Origin of the sequence: Streptomyces lusitanus (assembly GCF_042647945.1) — a bacterium.
Taxonomy (GTDB): domain Bacteria; phylum Actinomycetota; class Actinomycetes; order Streptomycetales; family Streptomycetaceae; genus Streptomyces; species Streptomyces pseudogriseolus.
On record NZ_JBHRWL010000010.1, the window covers coordinates 77,715 to 94,865 of the forward strand.

The 17,151-nt window shown below is 73.6% G+C and carries 13 protein-coding genes; 7 read left to right on the forward strand and 6 right to left on the reverse strand.

Features of this window, described 5'->3' with window-relative positions; genetic code table 11:
- Nucleotides 1-16: 16 nt before the first annotated feature.
- The 4 genes from ACFOSY_RS17920 to ACFOSY_RS17935 form a co-directional block, all read right to left on the reverse strand.
- Nucleotides 17-1,336, reverse strand: a complete 1,320-nt coding sequence (locus tag ACFOSY_RS17920) for a sulfate adenylyltransferase subunit 1 (protein ID WP_394307917.1) — start codon at nt 1,334-1,336, stop codon at nt 17-19.
- 2 nt (nt 1,337-1,338) lie between these two features.
- The gene (cysD, locus tag ACFOSY_RS17925) at nt 1,339-2,277 is read right to left on the reverse strand and encodes a sulfate adenylyltransferase subunit CysD (protein WP_394307920.1); all 939 of its coding nucleotides are present in this window, start codon (nt 2,275-2,277) and stop codon (nt 1,339-1,341) included.
- Nucleotides 2,274-2,834, reverse strand: coding sequence for an adenylyl-sulfate kinase (gene cysC, locus ACFOSY_RS17930; protein ID WP_394307956.1), 561 nt, complete (start codon nt 2,832-2,834; stop codon nt 2,274-2,276). The genes cysD and cysC overlap by 4 nt, the downstream gene beginning before the upstream one ends.
- An 81-nt stretch (nt 2,835-2,915) precedes the next feature.
- Nucleotides 2,916-3,692, reverse strand: a complete 777-nt coding sequence (locus tag ACFOSY_RS17935; protein WP_394307922.1) for an alpha/beta fold hydrolase — start codon at nt 3,690-3,692, stop codon at nt 2,916-2,918.
- Between the two features lie 317 nt (nt 3,693-4,009).
- Between ACFOSY_RS17935 and ACFOSY_RS17940 the strand changes: the two genes are divergently transcribed.
- From ACFOSY_RS17940 to ACFOSY_RS17970, 7 genes are all read left to right on the forward strand, one after another.
- On the forward strand, nt 4,010-5,755 hold the full coding sequence (locus tag ACFOSY_RS17940) for a condensation domain-containing protein (RefSeq protein WP_394307925.1): 1,746 nt from the start codon (nt 4,010-4,012) through the stop codon (nt 5,753-5,755).
- 73 nt (nt 5,756-5,828) lie between these two features.
- Nucleotides 5,829-7,805, forward strand: coding sequence for an FAD/NAD(P)-binding protein (locus ACFOSY_RS17945; protein WP_394307927.1), 1,977 nt, complete (start codon nt 5,829-5,831; stop codon nt 7,803-7,805).
- Nucleotides 7,802-9,313, forward strand: a complete 1,512-nt coding sequence (locus ACFOSY_RS17950) for a lyase family protein (protein ID WP_394307929.1) — start codon at nt 7,802-7,804, stop codon at nt 9,311-9,313. Before ACFOSY_RS17945 ends, ACFOSY_RS17950 begins: the two co-directional genes overlap by 4 nt.
- Nucleotides 9,314-9,461: 148 nt before the next feature.
- Nucleotides 9,462-10,232 carry a thioesterase II family protein gene (locus ACFOSY_RS17955; RefSeq protein WP_394307931.1) on the forward strand — a complete coding sequence of 257 codons (771 nt, stop codon included), beginning with the start codon at nt 9,462-9,464 and terminating at the stop codon, nt 10,230-10,232.
- A 10-nt stretch (nt 10,233-10,242) separates the two neighbouring features.
- Complete coding sequence (locus tag ACFOSY_RS17960; RefSeq protein WP_394307934.1) at nt 10,243-11,508, forward strand: beta-ketoacyl-[acyl-carrier-protein] synthase family protein; 1,266 nt, start codon at nt 10,243-10,245, stop codon at nt 11,506-11,508.
- Nucleotides 11,505-12,752 (forward strand): ketosynthase chain-length factor, encoded by a 1,248-nt coding sequence (locus tag ACFOSY_RS17965; RefSeq protein WP_394307936.1) that lies wholly within the window; start codon nt 11,505-11,507, stop codon nt 12,750-12,752. The genes ACFOSY_RS17960 and ACFOSY_RS17965 overlap by 4 nt, the downstream gene beginning before the upstream one ends.
- 118 nt (nt 12,753-12,870) lie before the next feature.
- Nucleotides 12,871-13,347: a carboxymuconolactone decarboxylase family protein gene (locus ACFOSY_RS17970; protein WP_394307938.1), complete on the forward strand. Its 477-nt coding sequence runs from the start codon at nt 12,871-12,873 to the stop codon at nt 13,345-13,347.
- Nucleotides 13,348-13,760: 413 nt separating this feature from the next.
- On the opposite strand, the gene tpg is transcribed toward ACFOSY_RS17970, so the two are convergent.
- Both tpg and tap read right to left on the reverse strand, forming a co-directional pair.
- Entirely contained in the window at nt 13,761-14,318 is a 558-nt protein-coding gene (gene tpg, locus ACFOSY_RS17975; RefSeq protein ID WP_394307940.1) for a telomere-protecting terminal protein Tpg, read from the reverse strand.
- A gap of 6 nt (nt 14,319-14,324) precedes the next feature.
- Nucleotides 14,325-16,439: a telomere-associated protein Tap gene (gene tap, locus ACFOSY_RS17980; RefSeq protein ID WP_394307943.1), complete on the reverse strand. Its 2,115-nt coding sequence runs from the start codon at nt 16,437-16,439 to the stop codon at nt 14,325-14,327.
- Nucleotides 16,440-17,151: the final 712 nt, after the last annotated feature.

A 17,151-nucleotide genomic window follows, 5' to 3' on the forward strand; every position in this document is an offset into this window, starting at 1 on the left:
CGTCCCCGGACGTCGGTCACAGGTCCCACCCGTCGTCCGCGGTCTCGTCGCGCACCGGCTCGGGCGCGGTGGAGGAGGCGCCGGCCATGCCCGCGGTGAGGGTCGTGCCGTCGGCGGGGTCGATCAGGAGGAACGACCCGGTGCGGCGGGAGTCGGCGTAGGAGTCCACCGGCAGCGGCTCCGCGGTACGGATCCTCACCCGGCCGATGTCGTTGGCGGCGAGCTGTCCGGGGCGCGGGTGCAGGGACAGGTCGTCGAGGGCGAGGCGGGAGGGGATGTCCTTGACGACGGCCTTGACGGTGCGGGTGCCGTGCTTGAGGAGGACCCGGTGGCCCACCCGCAGCGGCTCGTCCGCCACATGGCAGACGGTCGCCTCGACGTCCTGCGTGGTCGGGGGTGCGAACCGGCTGGGGACGACGAGGTCGCCGCGGGAGATGTCGATGTCGTCCTCCATCAGGAGGGTGACCGACTGAGGGGCCCAGGCCGCGTCGACGGACCGGCCGAGCAGGTCGATGCCGGCGATGCGGGTGGCGCGCCCGGAGGGCAGGACGGTGACGGACTCGCCGACGCGGAAGGCTCCGGCGGCGATCTGGCCCGCGTAGCCGCGGTAGTCGGGGTGCTCGGGGCTCTGCGGGCGGATCACGTACTGCACCGGCAGCCGGGCGTGGCAGCGGGTCAGGTCGTGGCTGACGGGCACGGTCTCCAGGTGCTCGAGGACGGTGGGGCCGCCGTACCAGTCCATGTGCGCGCTCGGCTCCACCACGTTGTCCCCGACCAGCGCCGAGATCGGGATCGCGGTGACCTCGGGCACGCCCAGCTCGGTGGCGTAGGCGGTGAACTCCTCGGCGATCGCGGCGAACACGGATTCCGCGTAGGCGACGAGGTCCATCTTGTTGACGGCGAGGACGACATGGGGGACGCGCAGCAGGGCGGCGATCGCGGCGTGCCGGCGGGTCTGCTCGACGACGCCGTTGCGGGCGTCGACCAGGATCACCGTCAGCTCGGCCGTGGACGCGCCGGTGACCATGTTGCGGGTGTACTGCACATGGCCGGGGGTGTCGGCGAGGATGAACCGCCGCCGGGGCGTGGCGAAGTAGCGGTAGGCCACGTCGATCGTGATGCCCTGCTCGCGCTCGGCCCGCAGGCCGTCGGTGAGGAGGGCGAGGTCGGGTGTGCCGTGCCGGGTGACCGACTCCAGCTGGTCGGCGAGGACGGACTTGGAGTCGTGCAGGAGCCGGCCCACCAAGGTGGACTTGCCGTCGTCGACGGAGCCGGCCGTGGCCAGCCGCAGAGTGTCGGCGGTCGTCGTCGCGCCGCCGGTCTCGAGAACGGTCATCGCTAGAAGTACCCCTCGCGCTTGCGGTCCTCCATCGCGGCCTCGGACAGCCTGTCGTCGGCGCGGGTCGCGCCCCGCTCGGTCAGCCGGGACGCGGTGATCTCCGTGATCACCTTCTCGATGGTGTCGGCGTCGGAGTCGACGGCGCCGGTGCAGGACATGTCGCCGACGGTGCGGTAGCGCACCAGGCGCTTCTCGACGCTCTCGCCGTCCTTCGGGCCGCCCCACTCGCCCGCGGTCAGCCACATCCCGGCGCGCTTGAACACCTCGCGCTCGTGCGCGTAGTAGATCTGCGGCAGTTCGATGTTCTCGCGGGCGATGTACTGCCACACGTCCAGCTCGGTCCAGTTGGACAGCGGGAACACGCGCACGTGCTCGCCGGGGGCGTGCCGCCCGTTGTACAGGTTCCACAGCTCGGGGCGCTGGCGGCGCGGGTCCCACTGGGAGAACTCGTCGCGGAGGCTGAACACCCGCTCCTTGGCGCGGGCCTTCTCCTCGTCGCGCCGGCCGCCGCCGAACACCGCGTCGAACTTCTCCGCCTGGATCTTCTCCGTCAGCGGCAGCGTCTGGAGCGGGTTGCGGGTGCCGTCCGGGCGTTCCTTGAGGACGCCGCGGTCGATGTAGTCCTGCACCGAGGCGACGTGCAGCCGCAGCCCGTGCTTCGCGACCGTGCGGTCGCGGTACTCGAGGACCTCGGGGAAGTTGTGCCCGGTGTCCACGTGCAGCAGCGCGAACGGCACCGGCGCGGGCGCGAACGCCTTCAGCGCCAGGTGCAGCATGACGATGGAGTCCTTGCCGCCGGAGAACAGGATCACCGGCCTCTCGAACTCACCCGCCACCTCACGGAAGATGTGCACGGCCTCCGACTCGAGGGCGTCCAGATGGGAGAGGGCGGGGGCGGAGCGGGCGAGCCCCGACGGACTCGGTGTCAGGACCGTCATGCCAGGCCCCTCTCGACGAGGAAGCGGTGCAGTCCGGCGGCCGTGTCCGCCACCCGCCTGCCCTCCGTCCGGATGCGCAGGTCGGGTGCCGCGGGCTCCTCGTAGGGGTCGTCGACACCGGTGAGTCCGGTCAGTCCGCCCGCGGCCTGCTTGGCGTACAGGCCCTTCACATCGCGTACGGAGCACACCTCGACCGGGGTGGCCACGTGCACCTCCAGGTAGGTCGTGCCGGCCGCCTCGTGCCGCTCGCGCACCGCCTCGCGGCTGTCCGCGTACGGGGCGATCACCGGGACCAGCACCAGCACACCGTGCGAGGCGAGCAGTTCGGCGAGGAAGCCGATGCGGAGCACATTGGTGTGCCGGTCCGCGCGGGTGAAGCCGAGTTCCCGGGACAGGTGGCGGCGGATCTCGTCACCGTCGAGCACCTCGACCCGGCGGCCCGCGGCGGCCAGCCGCTCGGCGACGGCGCGGGCCAGGGTGGTCTTGCCCGCGCTCGGCAGCCCGGTCAGCCACACGGTGGCGCCGCGCTCACGGGCGGCGGCTCCGGCCGCCCGCACGGGGGCCCCGGCGGTCGGGGGGTCAGCTGTGATCACGGTGATGCCCTTCTAGAACGTGGGTGACGTGCCGGAGCGGGACGGTCAGGCGGTGGCGAACTCGGCCAGGGTCCAGCCGAGGACGTCCATGTCGATCCGGTGCCAGGAGCCGGGCAGTTCCAGCCAGCGGGCGTTGGGCAGGGCGGCCGCCGTGGCCTGAGCCGCCGCGCGCAGCCACTGGCTGGTGCCGGAGCTGTTGAGGACCAGCGTCCGGGTCCGGTAGCCGGCGAGCCGGTCGGCGGGGACGGCGCAGTCACCGCAGATCCTCACGTCGTAGGCGAGCGTGTGGGCGTTCGCCTCGTTCATCGCCCAGATGGGGCCACTGCGCCACTGGGCGACCGTGTCCGGGGTCAGTCCGAGGAAGCTGCCGAGGAAGTATTCGACGGCTTCCTGGCGGCGGTCCTGCTCCATGAGGACCCGCAAGGTCTTGGCGACGTTCCACGGGGGCTTGGGGAAGCCGTCGACGCGGTAGAACGGCTCGTGCAGCGCCAGCCTGGTGATGGGAGTGCCGGCGAGGGCCGCCTCGATCGCGAGGTTCGCCCCGGACGAGCCGGCGAACACCACCGCGGACCCGCCGGCCGCCTCGATGACCGCCTGGAGGTCCTCGATCTCGCGGGCGACGGCGTACTCGGGGGAGTCCCCGCTCTCGCCGCGTCCCCGGCGGTCGTAGACGTAGGTGGTGCAGTGCGGCGTCAGCTCGGGGACGAGCGCGTCGAAAATGGTGTGGTCGCGGAACGATCCGTTGAGGAGCACGATCGGCGGGCCGTCTCCGGCCTTCTCGTAGGCGATCGTGGTGCCGTCACGGGAAACGACCTTCTCCATACCCACTCCTCACGCCGTTCGGAGGTGCCCTCACCTCCCCACCTGGCGGCATCCTCGAGCGGTCTGCTGGACCACCGGTCGAGGAACGGTCGCAAGGCCCCTGCGTCCCGGTCGTCGCCCCCGGCCCGTCCACCGGCCGCTGCCCGGCGCCCGCGGCACCCACCGCCGCGCGCGCCAGCGGTCCGCGAGCGGCGCCACAGCCGGATTCGACCGCGGGGCCATGTCATGGGAGGCGGCGGGACCGGGCCCGACGGCGCCCGCGGCGGCAGGGGGCCGGGCCCGTCCCGTCCTGCTGCCGAACACAGGGGGAGACCGACATGAGCGACCGGGGCGAGCTCGGCGAGGTGCGCGCCGCCCTCGTGGCGCTGCCCGGTGTGCGCGACGCCGCCGTCCACACGGCCCGCAACCCTCCCGGTCCTTCGCGGATCGTCGCGCACGTGGTGACGCGCCTTCCGCTCGCGGAACTGCGCGCCGCCCTGAGGTCACGGCTGCCGTCCCACCTGGTGCCGTCCTGTCTGCACCCGGTGCCGCACATCCCCCTGCTGCCCGACGGGCGAGCCGACCGGCGCGCCCTGGCGGCGCTGACCGCCGGGCAGCCGGATACGGCCGCGGCCCCCGCGCCACGGGAGAAGACGGTACGGGAGAAGGCGGTACGGGAGCAGGCCGGCGAATCCCCGCAGGACGGGACCACGTCCGTGCCGGTCACCGCCCAGCAACGGGCCCTGCTCGCCCGCCGCAACACCGTCCCCTGTGTGCAGCAGTTGCACTGGCGCTGGCGCGGTCCGCTGGACACCGGCCGGTTCACCGCGGCCTGGCAGTCGGTGTTCGACCACGAGGCCGTCCTGCGCGCCGCGTTCACCTGGGACGCCGGGCCGCGCCTGGAGCTGCACGAACACGCCCGCGCCGAGGTCGTCCGCCATCCCGCCGGCGCCGTCGACTTCGACGCGATCATGGAACTCGACCGGCTGCGCGGCTTCGACCCGCGCTCCCCGGGCATGCTGCGGCTCACCCTCGTCGACGAGCCGGCCCCCGCCGACGGCGGCCCGCCGTCGGTGCGGATCCTGCTCACCTTCCACCCGGTCCTGCTCGACACCTGGAGCGTGTCCGTCCTGCTGGAGGAGTTCTACCGCTCCTACCTCGCCGGAGGCCGCCTGCCCGGCGGTGAACGACGGCCCGACTGCCGTGACCACGCCCGCTGGCTCGCCGGGCAGGACACCGCGCCCGCCCGGCACTTCTGGTCCTCGGCGGCCCCCGACGCCGCCACCCTCGTACGGCCCGCGGCCCCGGGCCCGGCCACCGGTCTGACCGGGGCGGGGCGGGCCGAGGCCCGGCTGGGCGCCGCACCGGCCGGCCGGCTGCGCGACTGGGCCGCGTCATGGGCGGCCACCGAAGCCGGCGTGCTGCAGGCGGTATGGGCGCTGCTGCTGTACCGGGCGGGCGCCACCTCGGGCCCCGCCCTGGTCGGCTTCGGCGTCACCGTCTCCGGCCGCGGCATCGCCCTGGACTCCGTCGAACGCCTGCCCGGCCTGCTGGCGAACTCGCTGCCCATGACCGTCCGCGTCGACCCGGCGGCGCCGGTGCCCCGGCTGCTGGCCGAACTACGCGACCAGAGCTTCGAGATGGCCGCCTACGAATGGGTCTCGCTGAGCCAGATCCAGCAGTGGGCCGGGCGCGGCACGGACGACGAACTCGTGGAGAGCCTCGTCGTCTTCGAACAGCAGCGGCACGGCTCCGGCGCCCTGCGCGCCGCGCTCGCCGCCCAGGGCATCAGCGTGGGCACGCCCCGCACGGCCGGTACGTACACGGCGTTCCCCGTGACCCTGCTCGCCCACCGGGACAGCGACGAAGGCCTCGTCCTGGCCGCGGTCCACGACCGGGCGCGCCTGGCCGACGACGACGCGGCACGCCTCGTCCGCCAGTGCGCCCGGCTGCTGCACGCACTGCCCGGTCTCACGGGCGGCCCGGTCACCGTGTCCGACGCGCTGGCAGTGCTCGCCGACGAGCCGCCGGTGCGGATGGCCCCGGCGTCCGCGGCGATGACCGCCACCGCCGCACCGACGTGAGGAGAGCACCGACCATGACCACCCGCCACCGGCGCGGTACCCCGCCCGCCCCCGGCAGCGCCGGGAGCACGAGGTGAGCGCCGAGGACCTCACCCTGTGCATCGTGGGCGCCGGGCCGCGCGGCCTGTCCGTGCTGGAGCGGATCTGCGCCAACGAGCGGGCCGCCGCCCCGTCACCGCGCCGCGTGACGATCCACCTGGTGGACCCCTGCCGGCCCGGCGCCGGCCGGGTCTGGCGCACGGACCAGTCGCGGCTGCTGCTGATGAACACCGTCGCCTCCCAGGTGACGGTGTTCACCGACGACACAGTGACGATGAAAGGGCCCGTGGAACCGGGGCCCGACCTGTACGAATGGGCCCGCTCCGTCGTCCTGGCCTCGCCCGCGGACCGGTTCGGCGCCGCCACCTACACCGAGGCGGCGAACCTGCACCCGGACGCCTATCCGACCCGCGCCTTCTACGGCAGCTACCTGGAGTACTGCCACCACCGCATCGTGCGGCGGGCGCCCGCGCACTGCCGTGTCGTCGAACACCGCACGTACGCCGTGGCCCTGCGGGACCAGTCCGCCACACCCGGCGGCCCCCAGATCCTCACCCTCGCCGACGGCACCCGGCTGCGCGGCCTGGACGCCGTGGTCCTCGCCCAGGGCCACGTGCCGCTGCGCGAATCGGCACAGGAGTCCGCCTGGCGGCGTGCGGCAGTGCGGCACGGGCTGACGTACATCGCCCCGGCCAACCCCGCCGACGTGGACCTGTCCTCGGTCCCGTCCGGGCAGGCCGTCCTGATGCGAGGGCTGGGGCTGAACTTCTTCGACGGCATGGCGCTGCTCACCCTGGGCCGCGGAGGCGAATTCGTGCGCCGCTCGGGAGGCCTGGCCTACCTGCCCTCCGGCCGTGAACCGCTGATCTACGCCGGCTCGCGCCGCGGCGTCCCCCACCACGCACGCGGCGAGAACGAGAAGGGCGCGGCCGGCCGGCACCAGCCCCGGGTGCTCACCCCCGACGTCATCGGCGCCCTGCGCAGGCGCCGTCCGGCCGGGAAGCCGGTCCGCTTCCGCGCCGACCTGTGGCCGCTGATCCGCCTGGAGGTGGAAAGCGTCTACTACGAGACACTGCTGCGCACGGCCGGCCGCGCCGAGGAGGCGGCGGCGTTCGTCCCGGCCTTCCTCACGGCCGGTACGGAGCCGGCCCGCGCCCGCCTCCTGGACGCCCACGCAATCGGCCCCGCCGTGCGGTGGGACTGGGACCTCGTACAGCGTCCCACCGCGGGACGGCGCTTCGCCGACCGCGCGGAGTTCCGGCGCTGGCTGCTGGACCACCTGGCCGAGGACGTCCGCCAGGCCCGGGCCGGGAACGTCGGCGGACCGCTCAAGGCCGCCCTCGACGTGCTGCGCGACCTGCGCAACGAGATACGCCTCGCGGTGGACCACGGAGGCCTGGACGGTGACTCCTACCGTGACGAGCTGGCGGGCTGGTACACCCCGCTCAACGCGTTCCTGTCGATCGGCCCGCCCGTCTCCCGCATCGAGGAGCTGCACGCGCTGATCGAGGCCGACGTCGTCCGCCCGCTGGGGCCGGGCACCCGCATCACCCTCCACACGAGCGGCGGCCGGGCCGCGTTCGTGGCCACGGCCGACGACGTCGACGCGGCGCCCGTGCGCGCGTCGGCGCTGATCGAGGCGCGGCTGCCCGAGCCCGACCTGCGCCGCACCGCGGACCCCCTGCTGCGGCACCTGCTCGCCACCGGCCAGGCCGCGCCCTACCGCATCCGCGCCGCCCGCGCCGCCTACGAGTCGGGAGGACTGGCCGTCTCCGAGCGGCCCTACCGGACCGTCGACGCCCTCGGCCGGGCCCATCCGCGCCGCTTCGCCTACGGCGTCCCCACCGAGTCCGTGCACTGGGTGACGGCCGCCGGGATCCGGCCGGGCGTGGACTCGGTGATCCTCGGCGACTCCGACGCCATCGCCCGGGCGGTGCTCCGCCTCGCCCCCGCCCGCCTCACCGTCGCCCTGCCCGGCCTGCCGGAAGACCTCCTGGAGATGACCCCATGACCCGCCCGACCCCTCCCTTCGACGGCGGTCCGGACGCCGGACTGTTCTCCCCGGTGCGCGCCGGGACACCCGTGGAGGAAGCCGTCAGCGAGACGGCGTGGCTGCAGTCCATGCTGGACGCCGAGGCGGCCCTCGCACGCGCCCAGGCCGCCCTCGGCACCGTACCCGCCGCAGCCGCGCGCGCCATCACACGCGCGGCGCGCGCCGAGCGGTTCGATCCGCGGGCGCTCGCCGTGCAGGCCCGGGAGACGGCCAACCCCGTCGTGGGGCTGGTGCGGGCGCTGACCGAGGCGGTGGCGGCCGAGGACCCGCAGGCCGCCGAGTACGTGCACCGCGGCTCCACCAGCCAGGACGTGCTGGACACCGGCACCATGCTGATGTGCCGGCGGGCGCTGGACCTGATCCTCGGCGACCTCGACCGCACCGCCGCAGCGCTGTCCGCGCTGGCCGGCCGGCACCGCGACACCGTCATGGCCGGCCGCACCCTCGCCCTGCACGCCGTCCCCACCACGTTCGGGCTCAAGGCGGCGGGCTGGCACCGGCTGGTCGCGGACGCCGCCGCCCGCGTCGGGGCCGCCCGCGACGCCCTGCCGGTCTCGCTCGGCGGGGCCGCCGGAACACTCGCCGGATACCTGGAGTACGCCGCCCCCGGGGCCGCCGGCACCGCGACCGCCGACGCGTACCTGGAGCGGCTGGTGGAGGCCTTCGCCGCCGAGACAGGGCTGGCCGTCCCGGCCCTGCCGTGGCACACGCTGCGCACCCCGGTCGCCGACACCGCCGCGGCGCTCGCCTTCACGGCCGGCACCCTCGGCAAGCTCGCCGCGGACGTGCAGGTGATGGCCCGTACGGAAATCTCGGAGATCGCCGAGCCCGCCGTCACGGGCCGGGGCAGCTCCTCCGCCATGCCGCACAAGCGCAACCCCGTGCTGTCCACGCTGATCCGCAGCGCCGCCCTGCAAGTGCCGCCGCTGGCCACGGGGCTGACCCAGTGTCTGATGACGGAGGACGAACGCTCGGCGGGGGTGTGGCACGCGGAGTGGCTGCTGCTGCGGGAGGCGCTGCGCCTGGCGGGCGGGGCCGCCGTCACGGCCGCCGAGCTGGCCCAGGGTCTGACACCGGACCCGGACCGCATGCGCCGCAACCTCGGCCTGACGGGCAGCCAGGTGGTGACGGAGCGGCTGGCCGCGCTGCTCGCGCCGCGCATCGGGCGGGCGCGTGCCAAGGACCTGCTGGCCGGGGCGTCGCACGCGGCGGACGCGCGCGGGGTGCCGCTGCTGGCGGTGCTGCGCACACTGCCGGAGGTGACCGCCCACCACAGCGTGGAGGAACTGGAGGAACTGCTCGATCCGACCGCGTACACAGGCGGCGCGCCGGGCCTCACGACGCGCGCCCTGGCACCGGCACCGGCGGCCCCGGCACCACCGGCGGCAACCGTGCCCACCGGGACGGAATCCGCGAAGCCGGTCACCGCCCCGGCTCCCGCCCACGCCACGACGTGCGTGGTGTAAGGCCCGCACCCGCCCGGCCCGCAGCCCCCGCCCCCGGCGGACGAGGCACGTGCGCACATGGCCGATTCGAGTCTTCCTCCAGGTACGTCGGCGAGGCTCGGACCAGTCGACGCGCTCCACCACGGCGGCCGAGGAGGTGCGGTACATCATGCGGGACAGCTCACCGGTCACGCTCTACTGCTTCGCGCACGCCGGCGCGGGCGTGTCCGGGTTCACCCACTGGCGCACCGGCACCGGTCCCGGCGTGCGGACCGTGCCCGTCCCGCTGCCGGGGCGGGGCGCCCGGCGCCGGGAGACGCGGATCACCTCGCGCGAGGACCTGCTGGACACCCTCCTTCAACCGCTGGCCGAGCAGGTCGCCGACGGCCGCCCGTACGTGCTGTACGGGCACAGCCTGGGCGGCCTGGTCGCCCACACCCTGGCCCGCGCCCTGACGGAGCACGGGCTGCCCGCGCCCGCCTGCCTCGCCGTCGGGGCGAGCCCCCCGCCGCAGATCTCGCCGCCCTGCGACGACGACGAGCTGACCGACGGACTGCTGCTGCGGTTCGCCACCGGCCTCGGCGCGGCGCCCGACGGCGCGCTCGCCGCTCCCGGCAGCCTCTGGTACCGCCGCGTGCTGCCCCTGCTGCGGGACGACCTCAAGCTCGCCGCCGCACTGCGCACCGGCGCGCTCACCGACCCCGGCGGCCCGCTCCCCGTGCCGATCCTGGCCGTCGGCGGCCAGGACGACCCCGTCGTCGGCCCGGCCGTACTGGAGGGCTGGGCCCGCTGGACCACCGGCCGCTTCGTGCGGCGCACCGTCCCCGGTGACCACTTCTTCGTCCGCGGCCCGCACGCCCCCCGACTGATCGGGCGCGCCTGCCGCGTGGTGCGGCGCACCCGGCTCGTACCTGGGCTCATATCTGGAGGACAACTGTGAGGGACAACCGATGAGGCGGGTCGTCATCACCGGCATCGGGGTCGTGGCCCCGGGCGGCGTGGGCACCCGCGCGTTCTGGGACACGCTGACCGCGGGCCGCACCGCCACGCGGGGCATCACCCTGTTCGACGCGAGCTCCTTCCGCTCGCGCATCGCCGCCGAGGCGGACTTCGACCCGGCCGCGCACGGAATCGGCGCGGCCGACGCCGCCCGTCTCGACCGCGCCGCCCAGTTCGCCCTGGTCAGCGCCCGGGAGGCCCTCGAGGACAGCGGACTGGCGGGCGCGCTGGAACCGGTGCGCACCGGTGTCACCCTGGGCAGCGCCGTCGGCTGCACCACCGGCCTGGACAACGAGTACGGCGTGGTCAGCGAGAACGGCAGCACCTGGGAGGTCGACCACACGCGGGCGGTCACCCACCTCTTCGACTACTTCGTGCCGAGCTCCATGGCCGCCGAGGTGGCCATGGCGGCGGGCGCGCAGGGCCCGGTGTCACTGGTGTCGACCGGCTGCACCTCCGGCATCGACTCCGTCTGCCACGCCGCCGACCTGATCCGCGAGGGCAGCGCCGACGTGATGGTGACGGGTGCGACCGAAGCGCCGATCTCCCCGATCACCGTGGCCTGCTTCGACGCCATCAAGGCGACCAGCCCGCGCAACGACGAGCCGGAGACCGCCTCACGCCCCTTCGACCGCTCCCGCAACGGCTTCGTCCTCGGCGAAGGATCGGCGGTGCTGATCCTCGAGGAGTTCGAACACGCGCGGCGGCGCGGCGCCCGCGTCTACGCGGAGATCGCCGGGTTCGCCGGACGCAGCAACGCCTACCACATGACCGGGCTGAGGACGGACGGCGTGGAGATGGCCGAGGCGATCCGCGCCGCCCTCGACGAGGCCCGCCTCGACCCCACCGCCGTCGACTACATCAACGCCCACGGCTCGGGCACCAAGCAGAACGACCGGCACGAGACCGCCGCGTTCAAACGCAGCCTCGGCGAGCACGCCTACCGGGTGCCGGTCAGCTCCATCAAGTCGATGATCGGTCACTCGCTGGGGGCGATCGGTTCGCTGGAGATCGCCGCCAGCGCCCTGGCGATCGAACACAACACGGTGCCCCCGACAGCCAACCTGCACGAGGCCGACCCGGCCTGCGACCTCGACTACACCCCGCTCACCGCACGCGAGCAGCGCACCGACACCGTGCTCAGCGTCGGCAGCGGCTTCGGCGGCTTCCAGAGCGCCATCGTCCTGACCCGGCCGCGACTTCAGGAGGCCGCATGACCACAGCCACACTGGGCCGTCCCGCGCACCGGGCGGACGCCCGCGCCACCGTCGGCTCCGTCGTCACCGGCATCGGCGTCGCCGCGCCCAACGGGCTCGGCACCGAGGCATGGTGGGCCGCGACCCTGCGCGGCGACAGCGGCATCCGCGCCCTGACCCGCTTCGACGCCTCCCGCTACCCGGTGCGCCTCGCCGGAGAGGTCCCCGGCTTCGTCGACGACGAGCACCTGCCCAGCCGGCTGCTGCCGCAGACCGACCGCGTCACCCGGCTGTCGCTGGCCGCCGCGAAGGAAGCCCTCGACGACTGCGGCACCGACCCGGCGGCACTGCCCGGGTGCGGAGCCGGGGTGGTCACCGCCTCCTCCGCAGGCGGGTTCGAGTTCGGCCAGCGCGAGCTGCAGGCCCTGTGGTCCAAGGGCGGCCAGCACGTCAGCGCCTACCAGTCCTTCGCCTGGTTCTACGCCGTGAACACCGGCCAGATCTCCATCCGGCACGGGCTGCGCGGATCGAGCGGGGTCGTCGTCTCCGAACAGGCCGGCGGCCTGGACGCCGCCGCCCACGCCCGCCGGCAGGTCCGCAAGGGAGCCCGGCTGGTGGTCACCGGCGGCGTCGACTCGGCGCTGTGTCCGTGGGGCTGGGCCGCGCACCTCGCCGCCGGCGAGCTGAGCCAGGTCGCCGACCCGGCCCGCGCCTACCTGCCGTTCGCCGAAGAGGCCTGCGGGCACGTCGTCGGCGAGGGCGGCGCCCTGTTCGTGCTGGAGAACGCCACCGCCGCCCGCGAACGCGACGCCCACGTCTACGGGGCGTTCACCGGGTACGCGGCCACCTTCGACGGCGGCGGGGCCCCGCGCCTCCGCGACGCCGCACGGCTGGCCATGGACGACGCCGGGGTGCTGCCCGAGGACATCGACGTGGTGTTCGCCGACGCGGCCGGCGCGCGCGCCGCGGACCGCGCCGAGGCAGAGGCGCTCGCCGCCCTGTTCGGCCCGCGGGGAGTACCGGTGACCGCGCCGAAGTCGATGACGGGGCGGCTGCTGGCGGGCGGCGCGTCCCTCGACGTCGCCGCGGCCCTGCTGTCCCTGCGCGACCAGGTGATCCCGCCGACCGTCGGCACCGCCGAACCCGCCGCGGACTGCCCGGTCGACCTCGTCACCACACCCCGCCGGACGCCCCTCCGCCACACCCTGGTCCTGGCCCGCGGCCGGGGCGGCTTCAACTCGGCGGCCGTCCTCAGCGCCGCCTGACCGCCGGCCACCCCCTCGGCGGACAGCCCGGACACCGGGGCCGCGGGACGACATCCCCCACGTCCCGGCGGCCCCGGCCCCCCCCGCACGACATGACGCATCCTCAGGAAGGCACCGGATGAACGCCGCGACCACCCCCACCGCCCGCATGAAGAACCCCGCCATGGTCCTGCCGGACGCCATGAAAGGCATCCAGACCCTCCACCAGGCCATGTACCAGGGCGGCGTCGCCCCGCAGATCCTCGAACTGGTCCACCTGCGGGCCAGCCAGATCAACGGCTGCAGCGCCTGCGTGTTCGCCGGAGTGACAGGCGCGAAGAAACACGGCGAGAGCGACGAACGCCTGCACGCCGTGGCCGCCTGGCGCGAGACCCCCTTCTTCACCGACGAGGAACGCGCGGCCCTCGCCCTCACCGAGGCCGCCACCCGCATCGCCGACCGCTCCGGCAAGGCCGTCGCCGACGAAATCTGGAACGAGGCCGCGGACCACTTCACCGAGGAACAACTCTCCGCGATCATCCTGATGATCGCCCTCACCAACTTCTTCAACCGCATCAACACCACCATCGAGGAGCCGGCCGGCACCACGTGGTGACCGGGCCGCCGGCGCCATCGCCTGCCCGAGACCACCGGCCGCCGCGGTCAGGCGGACCGGACATGTTCCGTGCCCCCGCCGACGACCGCGGGACCACGCCACCCGGCACGCCGTTCACGCACGCAGTCCAGCCACCGCCGGTTTCGAGCGGCGAGGTCCCCCGCGACGGCCAGGCCGAGCGCACCGCGCAGGGCGGCATGCCAGGAGACGTGGGACCGGTGGCCGGCCCCGGCCCCGTGCCGGCGCAGTCACTCGTCCAGCCTGACCGGGTGGGTACGGTGCTCGCCGGTCTCGTCGTCCAGGACAGGGCCTCGGCCTCCCCGTAGGTCGCACCGCCAGCGCGTCCCGGGGGTCACCAGACGGCATCGTCGCATTCCCCGCTCATGAGCAACGCACTCGCGTCGGCAGAGGGCCTACAGCTCGATGTCGACGTGTTCCACGTCGGTGAACTCCACGCCCAGGCCGCGCGCGCGGGTGTCGTTCGCCCGGAAGTACATCTGGGCCAGGCCCTCGGCCGCGATCTGCTGGAGCTGCTGCTCGGTGGCGCCCTGCTCCCGCGACGTGAACAGGCGGTCGGCGTACTCGGGCGGCAGGGCCTGGGTGATGTCGCGGATGCGGGCGTCATCGGTGGTGCCGGGCGCGGCGGTGAACCCGAAGCGGGCGCGGGTGGACACGACCAGGCCGCCGGTGGAGGCCGCCCTCTTCTTCGCCCTCGCCCTCACCTGCGGCTGCCACCGCTTCCTGACCTCGCGCTCCATACGGCCGCGCAGATCCGGGCGGGGACGCTTGAGCTGCCCCTTGACGTACCGCTCCACGGTGCGCTGGGAAATCCCGAGCGCCTGCGCGGTGGCCATGGTGCCCTTGAGCTGCTTGACCAGGTACTTCATCTGCGCCTGGGCGCTCTGCGGGGGACGGCGGGTGAACGCCGACTCCAGCGCGCGGTCCAGGCCGTCCCCGATCGATTCCGCCATCGTGGGCTACTCGCCTTCCCCGGCCGACTGGTCCGTCTTGATGAGATTGGCGATGTTGAAGACGTCGCCGTGCTCCTCGAACTGCTGCTCCGCCCACAACACGGTCTGGGTGCCCTGGTGCTTGACCATCCCGGGCGAGACGCCGAGCCGGAACGTACCCGGGGCGGGCTTGCCTTCGGGCGTATGCGGCAGGAAGTCGAGAGGGGACGGACCGGGCGAAGGATAAACGAGAGCATCGGTGCCGATCGCGACCGGGTAGACGCCGGCCACGGCGGCGGTCTTCAGCATCTTGCGATGCATGCTGACCCGGACCGTGGACAGGACCGCGGCCCGGATGTCGGGGCGCCACGTCCTGCGCTCCAGGGCCGGCCACGGCTCGTAGTACGGCACCTGGCCCCGGTTGCGCTGACGCAGCTTGCCGATACCGCCCTTCGCCGTGGCCTTGATCGCCTTCAGCACCAGCGACAGGGCCGGGTCGACGTCCTTGGACCGGGCCATCGCGTCCAGGAACTCACTCCCGCTCATGGCGGTGGTGACGCCGAGGTCGGCCATCGTCTCCACGTACGCGTCACGCAGCCGCTTGTACCAGGGATCCAGGTAGCGGCCGGTCCGGGTACGCACATACGCCTCGACCGGCGCGACGTCGAAGCCGAGCTCCACCGCGTAGGCGACGGTCGGGGTGGCGTACCAGGCCGGGCCGGCCGGGTGCTCGCCGGTCGGCGTGAACGGCGAGGGAAGCAGGCCGGCATCGATCCTGCGGCCGCCCGCCTCGACGCGGGAGAGGTCGACGTGGGAGAGGTCGACCAGCCACGAGCCGGGCAGCGCAGGGTCGAACGCCGGGTTCTTCACATGGGTGGGGCCGTTCAAACCGACCGTGAGGCCGTTCGCGGCCGCCGCGAACGCCATGTTGACGTCGATCGCGACCAGGTACGGCTGCATGCACTCGGCATCGGTCAGCGGCCGGCACCAGTTGTAGGGCTCCTCCATCAGCATCTCGGCCGGGGTGCGCTGATGGTGCCGCTCGTACCTCCCCTCCAGAAGCGGATGCTCGTCCGGGACCTCGCACTCCACCACGTCGTACAGCCCGGTGAGCGCGTCGTCGTTGAACGCCTGCCTGAACTCGCCGGTGGCCTCGTCCTTCTGCGCCCGGGTCGGCGGGCGCAGCGCCGTCATCAGCTCCAGGCCCGTGACCGCCGTGGTGCCGCGCGGCGTCATCACCCGCTCCGCATACGTGCCGAGGAAACGCGCGAGGTCGGCAGCGTGCATGGTGGGCAGCAGCGGGTTGCTCTTGTCGTCCCACTCGTCGACGGGCAGGGCGCCCCAGGCAGGGACGCACAACTGCACGCACCGGCGCCGGGAACCCTCCGGCTCGCGGTAGACCCGGGCCCACGCGCCGAAGCCGCGCTGGGTGAGCTGCTGCCCCGCCTTGGCGATCTGCTTGAGCACCTTGTGGCCGGCCGCGAGCCGTCCGGCACGCCGCTCCTCGGGCGACAGCTCGGCAGGCAGGCCGTAACGCTCCAGCGCGGACGCGGTGAGGACGAGGACAGGGTCGGCGTCCTTGCCGTGGCGATGCAGCCGCGCCTGCCCGAGGCGCGCCTCCGTAAGAGTCCAGTCGACCAGCGCCGGGATGCTCTTGGCGGGCACGTCCAGAACCAGCCCGCCCACGCAGTACGCGACTACCCGGCCGTCGTCATCGACGTCGACGACGGCCAGCGGACCGTTCTCAAACCGCGCCTGCCCGGCCGTCGCGACGGCCGGCGGCTTCGTCGCCTTCTGCGCCTCCGGCCGCGGTCGCCCCGCCGCCGGCGCCGGAATCCGGCCGGTGAACACTTCCTGGACCGCCGGCGCCGGGGCGGGAAAGCGTGCGGCGAGGCCCTCCAGGAGTCGGGCGTATGCGGCGCGCTTGGGCGGCCGCGGCTCAGTGGCCCCCGACTCCCAGTTCCCGATGGTCTCCCGTCGGCTCTTCAGAGCCTTCGCGATCTGTTCCTGGCTCAGTCCCGCGGCCTCGCGCAAACGCCTGCGCTCGTCGGGCGGCGGAAGCTCGTCCTGAGCGACCTCCTCCAACAGCGCATCGACGGCACGGAACATCTCGTCCTCAGCGGGCACAGAGCTCACCTCCATGCCGCACCCTACCTCAACCACGCCTTAGATCTAACAATGGATTTCACATGAATTACTCGCGCCCGCCTGGGAAGTGCTGGAGCGGTGTGAAAGGCGGGACAGCTGCCGCACCGTCCTTGCTCGCCACAACCTGCTTGGCCGGCCGGGCCAGGAGCTGAGGTGGGGTCAGTGCGGCTTGGTGGGTTGTTGTCCGGGTCGGTCGGCTCGGTGCGGCCGACAACACTTACCGTGTCCCGTGTCCCGTTGCTGTGTCTTGCAGACGGGTCGTTCGGCCAAGGGGCCTCTCCGTTGTTCCATGACACTCCGCACTCTGGAGCCCCCTTGGGGGGTCCTGAGCATCTTGCTCCGACTCGTGCAGAGCCCAACCAGGCCTGGACCACAAGGTGCTGACGTGTTGCCACTTTCTGTGTCTCACTGTCTGGACGGCAGTCAGCCGTTCGGATCCGCCAGTTCGCATGGAGGGACCGCCCGCCTCATCTGACCCGCCGTCTTGCTCTTGGGCAGCTGCCTCGGTGACCTTGTCCGCAGGGGCAGCCGCATCGTGACCGTTCGCCTGGTGCCTCACCTGGTCACGCGCCACCTCCTGAACACTCCACACACGCATTTTTCCGCTTCCCTCTCGGCAGAGCATGAGCCCGTCAAGAGAAAGCTCGGGGATGTGCCGTGTTTTCGCCAACCCTACATGCTGCATCAAGTCATCCACCCACTAACA

What these genes read in the sequence shown, in the direction of transcription:
- ACFOSY_RS17965 (WP_394307936.1), top strand. Translation starts at nt 11,505, where the DNA reads ATGACCACAGCCACACTGGGCCGTCCCGCGCACCGGGCGGACGCCCGC.
- ACFOSY_RS17940 (WP_394307925.1), top strand. Translation starts at nt 4,010, where the DNA reads ATGAGCGACCGGGGCGAGCTCGGCGAGGTGCGCGCCGCCCTCGTGGCG.
- tap (WP_394307943.1), bottom strand. Translation starts at nt 16,439, where the DNA reads ATGGAGGTGAGCTCTGTGCCCGCTGAGGACGAGATGTTCCGTGCCGTC.
- cysD (WP_394307920.1), bottom strand. Translation starts at nt 2,277, where the DNA reads ATGACGGTCCTGACACCGAGTCCGTCGGGGCTCGCCCGCTCCGCCCCC.
- ACFOSY_RS17950 (WP_394307929.1), top strand. Translation starts at nt 7,802, where the DNA reads ATGACCCGCCCGACCCCTCCCTTCGACGGCGGTCCGGACGCCGGACTG.
- ACFOSY_RS17955 (WP_394307931.1), top strand. Translation starts at nt 9,462, where the DNA reads ATGCGGGACAGCTCACCGGTCACGCTCTACTGCTTCGCGCACGCCGGC.
- ACFOSY_RS17935 (WP_394307922.1), bottom strand. Translation starts at nt 3,692, where the DNA reads ATGGAGAAGGTCGTTTCCCGTGACGGCACCACGATCGCCTACGAGAAG.
- ACFOSY_RS17960 (WP_394307934.1), top strand. Translation starts at nt 10,243, where the DNA reads ATGAGGCGGGTCGTCATCACCGGCATCGGGGTCGTGGCCCCGGGCGGC.
- tpg (WP_394307940.1), bottom strand. Translation starts at nt 14,318, where the DNA reads ATGGCGGAATCGATCGGGGACGGCCTGGACCGCGCGCTGGAGTCGGCG.
- ACFOSY_RS17970 (WP_394307938.1), top strand. Translation starts at nt 12,871, where the DNA reads ATGAACGCCGCGACCACCCCCACCGCCCGCATGAAGAACCCCGCCATG.
- ACFOSY_RS17920 (WP_394307917.1), bottom strand. Translation starts at nt 1,336, where the DNA reads ATGACCGTTCTCGAGACCGGCGGCGCGACGACGACCGCCGACACTCTG.